The sequence below is a fragment of the Microbacterium sp. NPDC008134 genome (assembly GCF_042957055.1).
In the GTDB taxonomy this organism is placed as follows: domain Bacteria; phylum Actinomycetota; class Actinomycetes; order Actinomycetales; family Microbacteriaceae; genus Microbacterium.
The window spans coordinates 35,399-50,834 of record NZ_JBIBHO010000001.1; the positions used below are offsets into that span (position 1 = coordinate 35,399).

Here is a 15,436-nt window from a genome sequence, read left to right on the forward strand (position 1 = left end):
GACTCATGTTCAGCGACGACGACGCCCGAGGACCCCGGGCTCTGCCCGCCCGCCGCGCCCTCGTCGACGACGTCTACGATGCGGTGCTCGGGCTGCTCATGGACCGCGTGATCGAGCCGGGCGCCCGCGTGAACATCGATGCCGTCGCCCGCGACCTCGACGTCTCGCCCACCCCGGTGCGCGAGGCGCTCACGCGGCTCGAGGCGGAGGGGCTCGTGATCAAGCGGGCACTCAAGGGGTACGTCGCGACGCCGCTGCTCGACGTCGACGGGCTGCGCGACCTCTACGACATGCGTGAACTCCTCGAGCCCGAGGCCGCGCGGCGCGCGACGGCGCACATCGACGACGAGACCGAGGCCGAGCTCGCCGCATCGGTGGTGCAGATGCGCACGGCATCCGCCCCCGACGACGACGAGCACTTCGAGAACTACCGTCGCTTCATCGACGAGGACCTGCACTTCCACCACCTCATCGCCGAGCACGCGCAGAGTCCCCTGCTCTCCGAGGCGATCGTGCGGCTGCGCTCGCACATGCACCTCTACCGGCTGAACTTCCGCCACGACTTCGAAGACGACACCGTCAGCGAGCACGAGCAGATCCTCGCCGCGCTGCGCGCGCGGGATGCGGATGCCGCGGCATCCGCCATGCTCACCCACATCACCAACTCCTACGCCCGCCTCGGCCCGGTGCTCGCGGCGCGATCGGACGAGCCGGCGGAGTAGTTCCGGGGCGCCCTTCGTCTCGCTTCGCTCGTTCAGGAACCGGGGTCTTGTCGGTCCCTGAGCGAGGAGCGAAGCGACGAGACGAAGGGCCGTGGCCTAACGGTTCCCTAACGGCAGGTAGAATAGAGGAAGACACCCGCCCGCCTGTGCCGTTTTCCCCCGGCCGACGAGCCCTGAGGAGCCGCGTATATGCTGATGCTCCTCGCCGTGTTCCTCCTCGGGTCTCTCCTGATGCCCGTTCTGGTGCGCTGGCTGGGGTCTCAGGCATTCGCCGTCGCCGCTCTCATTCCCGCCGCGGCATTCGTCCACGCGCTCGTGATGACGCCGCAGGTGATCGACGGGGATTCCCCGTTCGTCTCGGTGTCGTGGATCCCGCAGCTCGGGCTGAACCTGTCGATGAACATGGACGTGCTCGGCTGGGTGATGACGCTCATCGTCACCGGCGTTGGCGCGCTCGTGCTGCTCTACTGCCGCTGGTACTTCCACGACGATTCGGCCGGGATCGGCCAGTTCGCGGGCGTGCTGCTCGGCTTCGCCGGCGCGATGTACGGCCTCGTGCTCACCGACGACCTGGTCATGCTCGTCATGTTCTGGGAAGTCACGAGCATCCTCTCCTACCTCCTCATCGGGCACTATCGCCGCCGCGCGGCCAGCCGTCGAGCCGCACTGCAGGCGCTGCTGGTCACTACCCTCGGTGGTCTCGTGATGTTCGTCGGCGTCGTGCTGCTGGTGGTGGATGCCGGCACGTCCAGCATCCGCGAGATCCTCGCCGCTGTGCCCACCGGCCCGCTGGTGGATGCCGCGATCGTCATGCTCCTGATCGGCGCGATCAGCAAGTCGGCGATCTTCCCGTTCCACTTCTGGCTGCCCGGTGCGATGGCCGCTCCCACCCCGGTGAGCGCGTACCTCCACGCCGCCGCGATGGTGAAGGCCGGTATCTACCTGATCGCGCGATTCGCGCCGATCTTCGCGCTGAGCGCCCCCTGGCGTCCGATCGTGATCAGCCTCGGCATCCTGACCATGCTGATCGGCGGGTTCCAGGCGCTGCGCGAGACCGACCTCAAGCGCATCCTCGCCTTCGGCACGGTCAGCCAGCTCGGCTTCTTCGCCGTCGTCGTCGGCTACGGCACGCAGGCCGCGGCCCTCGCCGGCCTCGCGCTCGTCATCGGCCACGCGCTGTTCAAGTCGGCGCTGTTCCTCATCGTCGGTGTGATCGACCGTCAACTCTCGACGCGTGACATCACCGAACTCTCGGGCGTGGGCCGTCAGGCCCCCGTCATGACGACTGCGGCCTTCATCTCGGTCGCGTCGATGGCGGGCATCGCCCCGACCCTCGGTTTCGTGGCGAAGGAGTCGATGCTTACCGCACTGCTCGACGACGCGATCGGCGGCTCGGTCTGGGGTCTTGTCGCGCTGATCGGTGTCATCCTCGGATCCATGCTCACCGCGGCATATGGGGTGCGCTTCCTCTGGGGAGCGTTCTTCACCAAGCGCGACGCGCAGGGCGATCGGATGCCGGACACCCTCTGGCCCGACCCGCCGGTCGGCTTCCTGTCGGCACCGATCATCCTCGCGGGCGTCACGCTCGCCGCGGGCATCGGCGCCCCCGCACTCGACGTCGCGCTGCAGGGATACGCGAAGACCGCGACAGCCGGCCTCGACGCCGAGGGCGTGGCGGTCGAAGGCCCGGGGCACCTCGCTCTCTGGCACGGTTTCGAACCCGCACTCGGCATCTCGATCCTGTCGATCCTGCTCGGCTTCGGCATCTTCGTGCTCACCCGCCGCACCGGCTGGGACCGCAAGCCCAGGCTGCTGAAGTTCACCGCGGCCGACGTCTACTACTTCGTCATGCGCGGCGTCGACCGCCTCTCGGTGCTCAGCACGACCCTCACCCAGCGCGGTTCGCTGCCGGTGTACGTCGGCACGATCTTCGTCGTGTTCGTCGCCGCCGAGGTCACGGCGCTCGTCGCGACCGACATCGACCGCTTCCAGCTGTCGGCCTGGCACACCCCCGCGCAGCTCGTGGTCGCACCGATCATGGCCGCTGCCGGTCTCTTCGCCGTGCAGGCGCAGAAGCGCTACACCGGTGTCGTGCTCGTCTCGGTCACGGGCCTCGGGATGGTCGTGCTCTTCGCGACCAGCGGCGCCCCCGACCTCGCGCTCACGCAGATCCTCGTCGAGACGGTCACGATGGTCACGTTCGCCCTCGTGCTGCGGCGGCTGCCGTCGAAGATGGGCGAGCACAATGCATCCGTCGGGCGCATTCCCCGGGCGCTCCTCGCCGTCGGCGTCGGACTCACGATGGCGCTCGTCGCCGTCGTCGCCACGCAGTCCCGCATCCATGAGCCCATCTCGACTTCGTTCGCCCAGCTCGCCTACGAGATCGGCCACGGCAAGAACGTGGTCAACGTCGCGCTCGTCGACCTCCGCGGCTGGGACACGATGGGCGAGCTGTCGGTGCTCGTGCTCGCCGCGACCGGCGTCGCCTCGCTCGTGTTCGTCACCCACCGCGCCGACCTGCTCGCCGCCACGCGCAAGCTGCCGAAGTCGAAGCGCCGCCGCACGCAGAGCCGTCCCCTCGTCGAGACGACCGAGGGCATCCGCTTCCAGACCGCCGAGAACGAGAGCAGCCCCCGCGCCTGGCTCGTCGGCGGCACGAAGATGAAGCCCGAGAACCGGTCGATCCTGCTCGAGGTCATCGTGCGGGTGCTCTTTCACACGATCATCGTGGTGTCGATCTTCCTGCTCTTCTCGGGCCACAACCTCCCGGGCGGCGGGTTCGCCGGCGGCCTCGTCGCGGGTATGGCGCTCGTCATGCGCTACATCGCGGGCGGGCGTTGGGAACTCGGGGCCGCCGCGCCCACCGACGCCGGACGACTGCTCGGCGCGGGTCTGATCCTCGCCGTCGGTTCGGCGCTGATCCCGCTGTTCTTCGGTCAGGCGCCGCTCACCAGCACGTTCTGGGAGTGGGAGATCCCCGGCTTCGGACACATGGAGTTCGTCACCTCGACCATCTTCGACGTCGGCGTGTACCTCGTCGTGATCGGACTCGTGCTCGACGTGCTGCGCAGCCTCGGCGCCGAGGTCGATCGCCAGACCCAGGCGCTGCGCGAGGCGCCCATGGTCTCCCGTGAGAAGCGGGGGGTCAGCTGATGGATGTCTCGCTCACCCTCATCGTGATCATGGCCGTGCTCTTCGCGTGCGGCGTGTACGCCATGCTCGAGCGCAGCCTGACCCGCGTGCTCATCGGGTTCCTGCTGCTCGGCAACGCGACGAACCTGCTGCTGCTGATCGTGATGGGCGTGCCCGGCCGTGCACCGTTCTATGGCGTCGACGGCGACATCAGCGACCCGCTTCCGCAGGCTCTCACCCTCACCGCCATCGTCATCACCTTCGCAGTCTCGGCGTTCCTTCTCGCCCTCATCTACCGTTCCTGGCAGCTGGGTCAGGCCGACACCGTCGAGGACGACGAGGCCGACATCGCGCTGCGCGAGCGCACCGACGCCGACGAAGACCTCATGGACGACGAGTCCGAGACCGACGACGACGAGGCCACCACCGACTTCGTCGGCGTGCAGACCGCGCCGATCACCGTGCTGCACATGCGCGACCACGCGTCGATCCTCGACGACGCCCCCGTCGATCGCGCGTACGGGTCGTACGGCTCAGAATCCTCCGATGTGCTCGACGCCGAGTCGGCGCCTCCCGACGACGAGGACGTGGAGACCGAGTCGGACGACGAAGCGGCTGCCGAGGTATCCGGTTTCCGTACGGATGCCGACACCCACGCCGCCGACGCCGACGAGACGGATGCCGCGGACGCGGCCCGTGACACGGCATTCGATCCGGCATCCGATGACAACGCCCCCGAGCACACCGATGAGGAGGACCGCCGATGAGCGTACTGGTCCCCCTTCTCGTCGGTATCCCGCTGCTGGGTGCGGCGATCACCCTCGTGTTCGGGCGCAACGCGCGGCTGCAGGTGCTCGTCACCGTGCTCGCCCTGGCTGCCGTCTCGGTGATCGCGGCCGTGCTGCTCGTCGCCGTCGACGCCGGTGACACCCCGATGGCGGTGTCGGTGGGCGGATGGCCGGTGCCGTTCGGCATCGTGCTCTACGTCGACCGGCTCGCAGCACTGCTGGTGCTCATCTCGAGCATCGTGCTGCTCGCCGTCCTCCTCTTCTCGATCGGTCAGGGTGCCGCCGACGGCACCGACGAGACACCGATCTCGATCTTCAACCCCTCGTACCTGATCCTCGCGGCGGGCATCTTCAACGCTTTCATCGCGGGCGACCTGTTCAATCTGTACGTCGGGTTCGAGATCCTGCTCGTGGCCTCGTACGTGCTGATCACGCTCGGCAGCACCGAATCGCGCATCCGCACCGGCGCCGTCTACATCGTCGTGTCGCTCGTCTCGTCGATCCTCTTCCTCGCGTCGATCGCGATGATCTACGGCGCCGTCGGCACGGTGAACATGGCGCAGATCGCCGAGCGCATGGCCGAGCTGCCGCAGGAGACGCAGCTCGTGCTGCACCTCATGCTCGTCGTGGCGTTTGGCATCAAGGCCGCCATCTTCCCGGTGTCGTTCTGGTTGCCCGACTCCTACCCGACCGCGCCGGCCCCGGTCACCGCGGTCTTCGCGGGCCTGCTGACCAAGGTCGGCGTGTACGCCCTCATCCGTACCGAGACGCAGCTGTTCGCTTCGAACAGCATCGACACGCTGCTGCTGATCATCGCTCTGGCGACCATGATCGTCGGGGTGCTCGGCGCGGTCGCGCAGGCCGAGCTCAAACGAATCCTGTCGTTCACGCTCGTCAGCCACGTCGGGTACATGATCTTCGGTCTCGCGATCGCGACGCCCGCTGCCATCGGTGCCACGGTGTACTACATCGTCCACCACATCGTCGTGCAGACGACCCTGTTCCTCGCTGTGGGGCTGATCGAACGAAGAGCCGGCAGCACCTCGATCCTCCGGGTCAAGGGGCTGCTCAAGGTCGCACCGGTGATCGCCGTGCTCTACTTCATCCCGGCGATCAACCTCGGCGGGCTGCCGCCCTTCTCGGGATTCATCGGCAAGTTCGCGCTCTTCGAGGCCGCGGCATCCGTCGGCACCCCCCTCATGATCGTGCTGATCATGGGCGGAATCCTCACGTCGCTCCTCACGCTGTACGCGCTCATGCGTGCCTGGAACCTCGCTTTCTGGCGCGAGGAGGAGGACTCCTCCGAGACCGAGGGGCGCATCTCGTACCTCGGCAACGCGCCCGCCGCCGACGAGCAGCAGGAGCGTCGCCGCATCCCCAAGATCATGACGCTCGCGACCGCCGGCATGGTCGCCGTCACCGTCGCGCTCACCGTGTTCGCCGGACCGCTCTACGAACTCTGCGACCGCATCGGTGAGACGCTGCTGCAGCCCGTCAACCTCGTGCAGCTCGAAGAGGAGGTGGGCGGATGAGTCCCGACGGCAAGCGCCACTTCTGGCGCGACCTGCGCGTGCAGCTGCCGTTCCTGGCCTGGCTGATCGTGCTGTGGATGCTGCTGTGGGGCCAGTTCACGCTGCTGGCGTTCGTCTCGGGTCTCGTTGTCGCGGTGTTCGTGACGCGAGTGTTCCGTCTGCCGACGGTCGAGCTGTCGGGGCGCGTGAACGTGTTCTACGCCGCGCTGTTCGTGGTGCAGTTCCTGTGGGCGCTGCTGCGAGGTGCCATCACGGTGGCGATCCAGGTGTTCGACTTCCGTCGGCAGCCGGGCACGGCGATCATCGCGGTTCCCCTGCGGTACGCCGATGACCTCGTCATGACGCACGTCGCCGTCGTCTCGTCGCTCGTGCCCGGCTCGCTGGTCGTCGAGGCCGATCGCGATCGCCGCGTGCTGTACATGCACGTGATCGGCGTGAACAGCATGGATGACGTCGAGAAGCAGCGACGCGTGGTGCTGCGCTGGGAGCAGCGGGTGGTGCGTGCGCTCGGCGATCCCGCGCAGTATCGTGCGCTCAAGGCCGACGAGCGGGCGGCGGCCGCCGCCGGACGACCCGGGGCGACGACGAAGGGCGGTGCCCGATGAACATCCTGCTGCTCGTGATCATGGTGGTGTTCGGCATCGCCGCGATCCTCACCGTCATCCGTATCTTCCGCGGGCCCACGATCCTCGACCGCGCCGTCGCCTCCGACGTGCTGCTCACCGAGGTGATGTGCGTGCTCGGCGCCGAGATGGCGATCAACGGTCACACCCGCAGCATCCCCGTGCTGCTCATCATCGCCGCGATCGGCGTCTTCGGATCGATCTCGGTGGCCCGCTTCGTCGCACGAAGGGACAACACGACGCCATGAACATCTTCGGTCTCGTCATCCCCGACGCCGTCATCGACGTCGCCGTCCTGGTGCTCATCCTGCTCGGCGCGCTGCTCTGCCTCTCGGCCGCGGTCGGACTGCTGCACTTCCGCGACGTTCCCTCGCGACTGCACGCCGCGACCAAGCCGCAGGTGCTCGGTCTCGTCTTCATCTGCCTCGCGGTCGCGCTGGCGCAGCGCAGCGTCGGCGGCATCCTGCTCGGAGTACTGCTGGTCGCCCCGATCGTGCTCATGCAGTTCGCGACCGCCCCCCTCTCGGCACACATGGTCGGGCGCCAGGCCTACCGCAACGGCTCCGCCGACCAGCGCCACCTCGTGGTCGACGAGCTCGCCGACGCCAAGCAGACCCCGCCCGCCGCGGGGTAGGGCCTGGCGGGGCAGCTGGGCTGCATTCGCCGCGGTCTGCTGTTTACAACTCCGGAAAATCGAGCGTTTCCCGGGTGAATCTGCTCTCACGCACAGCATCCCCGCAGCTTCTCCGGAGTTGTGAACAAGGTCGAGGGGGGCGCCACTGTTCCTGCACGCTGCGCCTGTGTACTCGGCTTGTTCCGATGACCGCGATATGCACACGCCGCGGGGCTCCTGACGCTCACACTGCTCTGGTGGGAAACATCAAGAGCACGGTCAGAGAGCGAGTCGTGGAGATGTACACCCCCTGCGTGTTCTCTCGCTCGGAGTTGCGTGCGAGCGGACTGAACGGGAGATCGATCACTCGGGCCGTCGAGGCTGGAGCATTGCTCCGGCTGCGACGAGATCGCTATGCGCATCCGGGTGTCGCGGCCGACATCGCGGAGGCCGTACGCATCGGCGGGCGACTGTCCTGCCTGTCGCTTCTCGTCGCGATCGGAATCTTCGTGCACCGGTCGTCGGGGCTCCACGTGCAACTCGCACCCGACGCGTCGCGTGTGCGAACGCCTGGTTCGGCGAGGACCCGTCTGCACTGGAGCGCACCGTCGCTCGTGGCGGCGCCCCTCCATGCGGCGGCGTTCGAGGATGTCGTCCGGCATGCGGTCAGATGTCAGACGCCCCGTGCAGCGCTGGCGACACTCGACAGCCTGATCCACCACGGGCTGCTGACCCAAGGTCAACTCGTCGACGTCTTCGGCGGCTTGCCTCAGCGCTACGCCCGCCTCCTTGCCCTCGTCGACGCGGCCGCGGAGTCGGGACCAGAGACCTTCATGCGCCTCATCCTGAAGGCGATGGGTGTGAGGTACGAGACACAGGTGCGCATAGAGGGAGTCGGGCGCGTGGACTTCGTCATCGACGGATGGCTGATCATCGAGTGCGACAGTCGCGAGTTCCACGAGGGTTGGCACGCGCAGGTCGAGGACAGACGACGCGATCTGGCCGCCGCCGCACGAGGCTTCGTGACGATCAGACCGCTCGCTGCCGACTTCATGGACAGGCCGGACGTCGTGCGAGCCGCGGTGATGGACGTATTGGTCGCTCTCGGTTCCCGTGGCAAGTGCGGTCGCCGTTCATAATTCCGGAGATCCGAGGAGCAGAGGCGCGCGTGCGGCTCGGGACGGCCGCGGTGGGGCGAGTTTCCGGAGTTGTGAACACTCCGAGACCGGCGTGCGGCTGACTCGCGGGATTTGCTGCCCGGCATGGGGGGCCGGTTGACGTTCACAACTCCGGAAGAAGTGCGAAGAGCATCCGGAATCGGGGGTTTAGGGGCGATAACTGCGGAAATCTCCGGAGTTATGAACGCCTCAACCCGGCGGCGAAGCTCTCGATCAGGCGGGCGGCGGGCTCGGAGTCGCTGATCAGGGTGCCGTGCCCGTGGTCGGGGATGACTTCGAGGCGCGCGCCGGGGATCGCGTCGAGGATCGCGCGGCACCAGCTCATCGGCGCGAGCGGGTCGCTCTCGCCACGGAGCACGAGCACCGGTGCGGTGATGCGCGCGAACGCCTTCTCGGGCTGGTGGGCGATCGTGGCCTTGATCTTGCGGATCAGGTGCGGCCCGCCGCGCAGATACTCGCGCGCACCGCGCCAGATCACCAGCGGCCGCTCGCCGATCAGGTCGCGCAGCAGGTACGAGGCCTGCGCCGCGACGTTGCGGGCCGCCTTGTCGACGGTGGGTCCGGCGAGCACGACGCCGGAGACGAGGAGCGGATGCCGTGCCGCGAGCTCCGCCGCGATCTGGCTGCCCATCGAGTGCCCGATCACCACGACCGGCTCCTCGCCGGCATGCCGGAGGTATGCCGCGACGAGGTCGGCGTGCCGCTCCATCGTGAGGGTGCGGATGGGCTCGGGCGCCTCGCCGAACCCCGGGAGGTCGAGCGCGATCACGCGACCGGGTAGCCGCCGCACGACGTCGAGGTAGACGCTGCGGCCCATGCCGATGCCGTGCAGCAGCAGGAACGTGCGCTCACCCTCGCCGAACGTCTCGGCGATCAGCGTCGACCCGGCGTGCTCGAACTCGAGGAGCGTGACGGGGGTCCCGGCGGGGGCGAGGTAGCTGGTGGGCACCGTTCCACGTTAGTCGGCCCAGGCTCCCGCCCCGCACCGGGACTCAGCCGATGAGGCTGGGCTGCAGGTCGCGCAGTGTGCGCCGGTGGGTCATGCGCGTCACGCCGATCATCGCGAACAGCAGCGCGCCCACCAACCAGATGCCGAGCACGATCAGATCGCCGCCCGCTCGGGCGAGATCGCCGCCGTACATCAACTGCCGCATCGCATCGACGACATACCCGAGCGGGAGCACGTGATGCAGCGCCGCGAGCGGGGCGGGCAGGGTCTGCCAGGGGAAGGTGCCGCCGGCGGTCACGAGCTGCAGCACCATGAGTACGAGCCCGAGGAACTGCCCCACCGAGCCCAGCCACACATTGAGAGCGAGGATGATCGCCGCGAACGTCGCCGAGGCGAACATCAGCACGCCGAGGGTGCCGAGCGGATGGTTGAAAGTGAACCCGAGGGTCAGCGCGAGGATGCCCATGAGTCCGACCATCTGCACCGCGCCGAGCGCCGCGGGCGTCAGCCACCCGGCGAGCGTGATGCGGATCGGCGAGTGCAGCGCCGTGATCGCGCGCCGCGAGATCGGCTTGACGATGAGGAACAGCGCGTAGATGCCGATCCACGCCGAGAGCGCGGCGAAGAACGGGGCGAGTCCTGCGCCGTAGTCCTCGGCCGAGGCGACCTTGTCGCTCGACACCTTCACCGGGTCGGCGATCGTGTCGGCCTGCAGGGTGCGCAGTTCGGGGGTGGATGCCGGGATCTGGTCGACACCGGATGCCAGGCCGTCACGCAGCTCGGCCGCTCCGCTCGCGAGCGTGCTCAGCCCGTCGCGCAGCTGCGCCGCACCGTCGTTGGCGGATGCCGCGCCCTCGGCGACCGTGCGCGCCCCGGTGGCGAGACTGGACGCGCCGGTCGAGAGCGTCGCCGCTCCGGACGCGACCTGCGCCGCACCATCCGCGAGCTGGTCGATCTTGCCGACATCCGCCTGCACGGTCGCGTTGCCGTCCTGCAGACGGGTCGCGAGCGGGTCGAGCTTCGCCAGAACCTGGTCGATCTGCTCGGGCGTCAGGCCCTGGTCGGTGAGGATCGTGGTGATATCGGTGCGCACCTGCGGCAGAGCATCCGTCGCCTGCTGCACGACCGAGCCCGCCCGATCGGCGATGTCGGCGAGTTGACGGTTGCCGTCGCTGACCTGCGCGGCGCCGTCGGCGAGTGACTGCGCCCCGGTCGCGAGAGTCTGCGCTCCCATGGCGAGCTGGGCGGTGCCGTCGGCGAGTTGGGCCGTGCCATCGGCGAGCGTCGCGCTGCCGGTTGCGGCGGTGTTCGCGCCGTCGGTCAACTGCGTCGCACCGTCGGTCGCGGTCACGAGGTTGTCGCGGATGTCGCTGAGTCCGGTGAGCAGACGCTCCGCGGCCTCGCTGCCGACCAGTTCGGCCACCGAACTGCGGATCTTCTCGACCGCCTGCGTGCCCATCGATGAGGCGAGGTAGTTGTTCGCGTCGTTCGTCTCGAGGTCGATCCGGGCCTGGTGCGGGTCGTCACCCGCAGCCGAGGTCAGCGCGGTCGAGAAGTCGGAGGGGATCGTCACGGTGAAGTCGACGGTGCCGTGGCGCAGGGCATCCGCGGCTTCGTCGCCCGTCATCCGCTGCCAGTCGAAGGCGTTGCCCTCGATGAGGTTGTCGGCGACGTCTTCGCCGTAGTTGACGGTGTCGCCGGCGGCGGCATCGGCTGCCGTGGACGGCGCGCCCTCGTCGTCGACGACCAGCGCCACCGGCACGTCGGGGAACTTGGCATAGGGGTCCTGGTTCGCCCAGAGGTAGAGGCCGCCGTAGAGGATCGGCACGCACACGAGCGCGACGAGCGCGATGATGCCCATCTTGCTCGCCGTCAGCCGCCGCAGCTCGGCGGCGATCATCGCGGGAACCTTCATGAGGCGGCTCCGTTCGTGTCGTCTTCGGGGTCGTGCGTGGGGGACGCTTCGACAGGCTCAGCGACCCAGCTCTCGGGGTCGGCGACCCGGCTCTCGGGGTCAGCGACCGGGTCTTCGGGGCCGGCTATCGGATTCTGGTCATCGCTGTCACTGGGTCCCTGAGCTTGTCGAAGGGTCCCGCCCGACTCGGTGTCGTCGGCGTCCGCTTCAGACTCGAGCACGAGGGGCTCGACCGGGCCGGAGGCGTTGATCGCGCCGAGCTCCTGCATTCGTTCGAGCGCGACCGCGGCCGAACCGCCGAGAATGACGAGCATCGCGAACCCGCGCTCGGCGAATTCGGCGGCGATCCGCCACCAGCCGTCGGGCGAGCCACCGTGCCGATCGGGCGACACGAGCACGACGGCATCCGTTCCATCGCGCAGCACCGCGAGTTCGCACAGGATGCGCACGCGCGCAGACGGGTCGATGTTCCCGATCGGCACGGACGCGAGTTCGGCGTATCCGAGCTGCGACAGCCAGCGCTTGGCGTGCAGGGGCGTCGCGCCGAGCCCAGCGAACATCAGCTCCTCGCCGACGACGCCCGCGAGCGAGATGTCGGGGTGCGGGTCGCTGACGTCGGGGGCGTCGACGAGGGCGACCCGGCGGCGCAGTTCTTTCGCGCTCACGCTGTCATCGATCGTGACGCGGCCGGTGTCGGGGCGCATACGTCCACTCGCGATCAGACCGAGGACCGTCGGTCGCTGTTCGGTCTCGGCGAGGGCGTAGCGCACCTCGCCGGTGTGGAACTCGAGACTCGTGGAGGGGAGGGCCTGACCGTTCCTGCCCTTGCTCACCTCGTGCAGGGTGATCCTCATGCGGGGGCCTCCGTCGGGCCGGTGACGATGTCGGGGTGGGTGGCGAGCAACTCGTCGGCTTCGCGCCACGCGAGTCCGGCGATGCTGAGCACCGCGCGCACGGCGAGGTTCGCCGCTCCCGTGCTCGCGGCATCCGTGCGGGAGATGACGGTGCGCGCGATCTCCTCGATGAGGCGGGCGAGGGTGGGGGCGGCGAGGTCGCTGCGGAAGCTGCCGTCGTCCTGGCCGCGGCGCACCAGGGCGGCGACGGTGCGGCGCAGCGGGGCGAGGGCGTCGGCGGTGTACTGCACGTGCGCCTCGTCGAGCGCAAGAGCGGCGGCGACCTGCACGTGCGCGGCCTCGTGCCAGAGGCGTGCGGCGAGGCGGGCGAGGGCGAGGCGGGCATCGGCATCGGTCACGGATTCGGCGATCGCGTTGAAGCGCTGTGCGCCGGTCGAGATGAGTTCGCGGATGAGGGCTTCGCGGTCGTCGAAGTGGCCATAGAGGGTTCGGCGCGAGAGGCCGGCGCTGCGGGCGATCACGTCGACCGAGGCGTAGGGGTCGACGGAGAGCGCGGATCGGGCGGCGTCGAGGATGCCGGCACGGTTCTCGACGGCGTCGCGGCGGGGTGCGCGGGTGGTCATGGGTTCGAGTGTAGTTAATGTGCACAGTTGTGTGCAAGATAACTCGGCGGACTCACAGTGTCGTGCCGGGCGGGGCGCTTCGACAGGCTCAGCGACCCGGTTTCGGGCAGCGACCCGATCATGGTGCGGGCGGCCGCGCACGCGAAAGGGGGGCGGATGCCGCAGCATCCGCCCCCCTTCGAAACCCGCGAGGGGTCAGTCCGTGCCGGAGTCGAAGGCTGCGCCCTCGGAGGCGGTGTCGACCGCGTCGGCGAGGTTCTCGTCGACCTCTTCGACCGCACCCGTGATCTCGCTCGACTCGCCCGCGGTCACGCGGCCGACGAGCTCGCCCGTGGCGCCGCCGACCAGACCGAGGCCCGCGTACTGCTCGAGGCGGGCGCGCGAGTCGGCGATGTCGAGGTTGCGCATCGTGAGCTGTCCGATGCGGTCGACCGGGCCGAAGGCCGCGTCGCCCACGCGCTCCATGGAGAGCTTCTCGGGGCCGTACGACAGGTTCGGCGAGACGGTGTCGAGGATCGTCCAGTCGTCGCCGCGGCGCAGACGGATCGTCACCGAACCGGTGATCGTGAGGCCGACCCAGCGCTGGATCGACTCGCGCAGCATGAGCGACTGCGGCTCGAGCCAGCGTCCCTCGTACATCAGGCGACCGAGGCGGCGACCCTGCTCGTGGTACGTCGCGAGGGTGTCTTCGTTCAGGATGCCGTTGACCAGGCGCTCATAGGCGATGAACAGCAGCGCCATGCCCGGGGCCTCGTAGATGCCGCGCGACTTCGCCTCGATGATGCGGTTCTCGATCTGGTCGCTCATGCCGAGGCCGTGGCGTCCGCCGATCGTGTTCGCCTCGCGCACGAGGGCGACCGGGTCGGAGAACTCGACGCCGTTGATGGCGACCGGGCGGCCGGCCTCGAAGGTGACGGTGACGTCTTCGCTGTCGATCGCGACCGACGGGTCCCAGAACTTGACGCCCATGATCGGGTCGACGGTCTCGAGCGAGACGTCCAGGTGCTCGAGGGTCTTGGCCTCATGCGTCGCGCCCCAGATGTTGGCGTCGGTCGAGTACGCCTTCTCGGCGGAGTCGCGGTAGGGGAAGTCGTGGGCGACGAGCCAGTCGCTCATCTCCTTGCGTCCGCCGAGCTCGGTCACGAAGTCGGCGTCGAGCCAGGGCTTGTAGACGCGCAGACGCGGGTTGGCGAGCAGGCCGTAGCGGTAGAACCGCTCGATGTCGTTGCCCTTGTAGGTGGAACCGTCGCCCCAGATGTCGACGCCGTCCTCCTTCATGGCACGCACCAGCATCGTGCCGGTCACCGCGCGGCCGAGGGGGGTGGTGTTGAAGTAGGTCTTGCCGCCCGAGCGGATGTGGAACGCACCGCAGGACAGCGCGACGAAGCCCTCTTCGACGAGTGCGGTCTTGGCGTCGACCAGGCGCGAGGCCTCGGCGCCGTACTCGAGCGCGCGGCCCGGGATCGACTCGATGTCGTCTTCGTCGTACTGCCCGAGGTCGCCGGTGTACGTGTAGGGCACGGCGCCCTTGTCGCGCATCCAGGCGACGGCGACGGAGGTGTCGAGTCCTCCGGAGAAGGCGATGCCGACGCGTTCGCCGACGGGCAGGGACTGGAGGACCTTGGACATGTCCTCCAGTCTACGGCGGGCGGCGTGTCGCTCCCGAATGCGTGACGGCATCCGCCCTGCTGGTGAACGGATGCCGCGGCACGGTCTTCCGTGCAGGAGGAGTGAAGTGCCAGAGTGTGCTCATGGGCGGAGCAGTGCTGTGGGGTGTGGTCGCGGCGGCACCGTTGTTCATCGGTGCCGTGCTCGCGATGCTGCGGACCTGGCCGCCGCGCTGGCTCGGCATCGTGCTCGGCTTCGGAGCCGGGGCGCTCATGGCGTCGATCGCCTTCGAACTCTGGGAGGAGGGGCTCGATCGCGGAGGCCCCTTCCCGCTCGTGATCGGCGTCGCCCTCGGCGCGATCAGCTATTACGTCGCCGCCCGTATCCTCGACGCGCGTGCGGCGAAGACGAAGGAGCAGGCCGGCGGCGGACAGCTCGCGGTCGGAGCGCTGCTCGACGGCATCCCCGAGCAGCTCGTGCTCGGCATCGGCCTCGCGTCCGGCGAACCGGTGAGCATCGCGCTCGTCGTCGCCATCCTCGTCTCCAACCTGCCCGAGTCCATCGGCTCCGCCGCCGACCTGCTCGACGGCGGCATGAAGCGCTCGCGCGTGCTGTTGCTGTGGGCCGGCGTCGCGGTGATCTGCGCGGCCGCCACCGTCGCGGGCTTCGGGCTCGCGAGCATCACCGGCGACGCGTTCCGCACCGCGGCCAGCGGGTTCGCGGCCGGCGCGCTGCTCGTGATGCTGGTCGACTCGATGGTGCCCGAGGCGCAGTCGAAGGCCAAGGAGTCGACGGGGCTGGCGACCGTGCTCGGGTTCGCGCTCGCAGCGGGGCTCGCGTTGGCGGGTTGAGCATCTCGGAGTGGGCGCTTCGACAGGCTCAGAGACCCAGTCCGAAGG

Annotated in this window: 13 protein-coding genes and 1 pseudogene; 9 read left to right on the forward strand and 5 right to left on the reverse strand. The window is 68.9% G+C overall.

From position 1 onward, the window contains the following. The first annotated feature begins 5 nt into the window (after positions 1-5). The 8 genes and pseudogenes from ACFY9N_RS00210 to ACFY9N_RS00245 all read left to right on the forward strand — a co-directional run bounded on the left by ACFY9N_RS00210 (position 6) and on the right by ACFY9N_RS00245 (position 8,549). Positions 6-722: a GntR family transcriptional regulator gene (locus ACFY9N_RS00210; protein ID WP_391476083.1), complete on the forward strand. Its 717-nt coding sequence runs from the start codon at positions 6-8 to the stop codon at positions 720-722. Positions 723-911: 189 nt separating this feature from the next. Continuing rightward, positions 912-3,875, forward strand: coding sequence for a Na+/H+ antiporter subunit A (locus tag ACFY9N_RS00215; protein ID WP_391476085.1), 2,964 nt, complete (start codon positions 912-914; stop codon positions 3,873-3,875). Beyond that, positions 3,875-4,378: pseudogene (locus ACFY9N_RS00220) on the forward strand (Na(+)/H(+) antiporter subunit C); the annotation flags it as partial. The gene ACFY9N_RS00215 and the pseudogene ACFY9N_RS00220, both read left to right, overlap by 1 nt. Positions 4,379-4,617: 239 nt before the next feature. Then, the gene (locus ACFY9N_RS00225; protein ID WP_391476087.1) at positions 4,618-6,174 is read left to right on the forward strand and encodes a Na+/H+ antiporter subunit D; all 1,557 of its coding nucleotides are present in this window, start codon (positions 4,618-4,620) and stop codon (positions 6,172-6,174) included. Continuing rightward, positions 6,171-6,779: a Na+/H+ antiporter subunit E gene (locus ACFY9N_RS00230; RefSeq protein ID WP_391476089.1), complete on the forward strand. Its 609-nt coding sequence runs from the start codon at positions 6,171-6,173 to the stop codon at positions 6,777-6,779. Before ACFY9N_RS00225 ends, ACFY9N_RS00230 begins: the two co-directional genes overlap by 4 nt. Beyond that, entirely contained in the window at positions 6,776-7,045 is a 270-nt protein-coding gene (locus ACFY9N_RS00235; protein ID WP_247623942.1) for a monovalent cation/H+ antiporter complex subunit F, read from the forward strand. Before ACFY9N_RS00230 ends, ACFY9N_RS00235 begins: the two co-directional genes overlap by 4 nt. Further along, positions 7,042-7,431: a monovalent cation/H(+) antiporter subunit G gene (gene mnhG, locus ACFY9N_RS00240; RefSeq protein WP_391476092.1), complete on the forward strand. Its 390-nt coding sequence runs from the start codon at positions 7,042-7,044 to the stop codon at positions 7,429-7,431. Before ACFY9N_RS00235 ends, mnhG begins: the two co-directional genes overlap by 4 nt. A gap of 368 nt (positions 7,432-7,799) precedes the next feature. Next, a complete protein-coding gene (locus tag ACFY9N_RS00245; protein ID WP_391476095.1) occupies positions 7,800-8,549 on the forward strand; it encodes a hypothetical protein in 750 nt (249 codons plus the stop codon). 217 nt (positions 8,550-8,766) lie between these two features. On the opposite strand, the gene ACFY9N_RS00250 is transcribed toward ACFY9N_RS00245, so the two are convergent. The 5 genes from ACFY9N_RS00250 to argG form a co-directional block, all read right to left on the reverse strand. Further along, the gene (locus ACFY9N_RS00250) at positions 8,767-9,537 is read right to left on the reverse strand and encodes an alpha/beta fold hydrolase (RefSeq protein WP_391476097.1); all 771 of its coding nucleotides are present in this window, start codon (positions 9,535-9,537) and stop codon (positions 8,767-8,769) included. A 43-nt stretch (positions 9,538-9,580) separates the two neighbouring features. After that, positions 9,581-11,452 (reverse strand): YhgE/Pip family protein, encoded by a 1,872-nt coding sequence (locus ACFY9N_RS00255; protein WP_391476099.1) that lies wholly within the window; start codon positions 11,450-11,452, stop codon positions 9,581-9,583. Continuing rightward, the gene (locus ACFY9N_RS00260) at positions 11,449-12,306 is read right to left on the reverse strand and encodes a hypothetical protein (RefSeq protein WP_391476102.1); all 858 of its coding nucleotides are present in this window, start codon (positions 12,304-12,306) and stop codon (positions 11,449-11,451) included. Before ACFY9N_RS00260 ends, ACFY9N_RS00255 begins: the two co-directional genes overlap by 4 nt. Next, positions 12,303-12,929 carry a TetR/AcrR family transcriptional regulator gene (locus ACFY9N_RS00265; RefSeq protein WP_391476104.1) on the reverse strand — a complete coding sequence of 209 codons (627 nt, stop codon included), beginning with the start codon at positions 12,927-12,929 and terminating at the stop codon, positions 12,303-12,305. The genes ACFY9N_RS00260 and ACFY9N_RS00265 overlap by 4 nt, the downstream gene beginning before the upstream one ends. Positions 12,930-13,124: 195 nt before the next feature. Further along, positions 13,125-14,558 (reverse strand): argininosuccinate synthase, encoded by a 1,434-nt coding sequence (argG, locus tag ACFY9N_RS00270; protein ID WP_391476107.1) that lies wholly within the window; start codon positions 14,556-14,558, stop codon positions 13,125-13,127. A gap of 41 nt (positions 14,559-14,599) precedes the next feature. On the opposite strand from argG, the gene ACFY9N_RS00275 reads away from it, so the two are divergent. Beyond that, positions 14,600-15,388: a ZIP family metal transporter gene (locus tag ACFY9N_RS00275; RefSeq protein ID WP_391476110.1), complete on the forward strand. Its 789-nt coding sequence runs from the start codon at positions 14,600-14,602 to the stop codon at positions 15,386-15,388. Positions 15,389-15,436 lie beyond the last annotated feature (48 nt).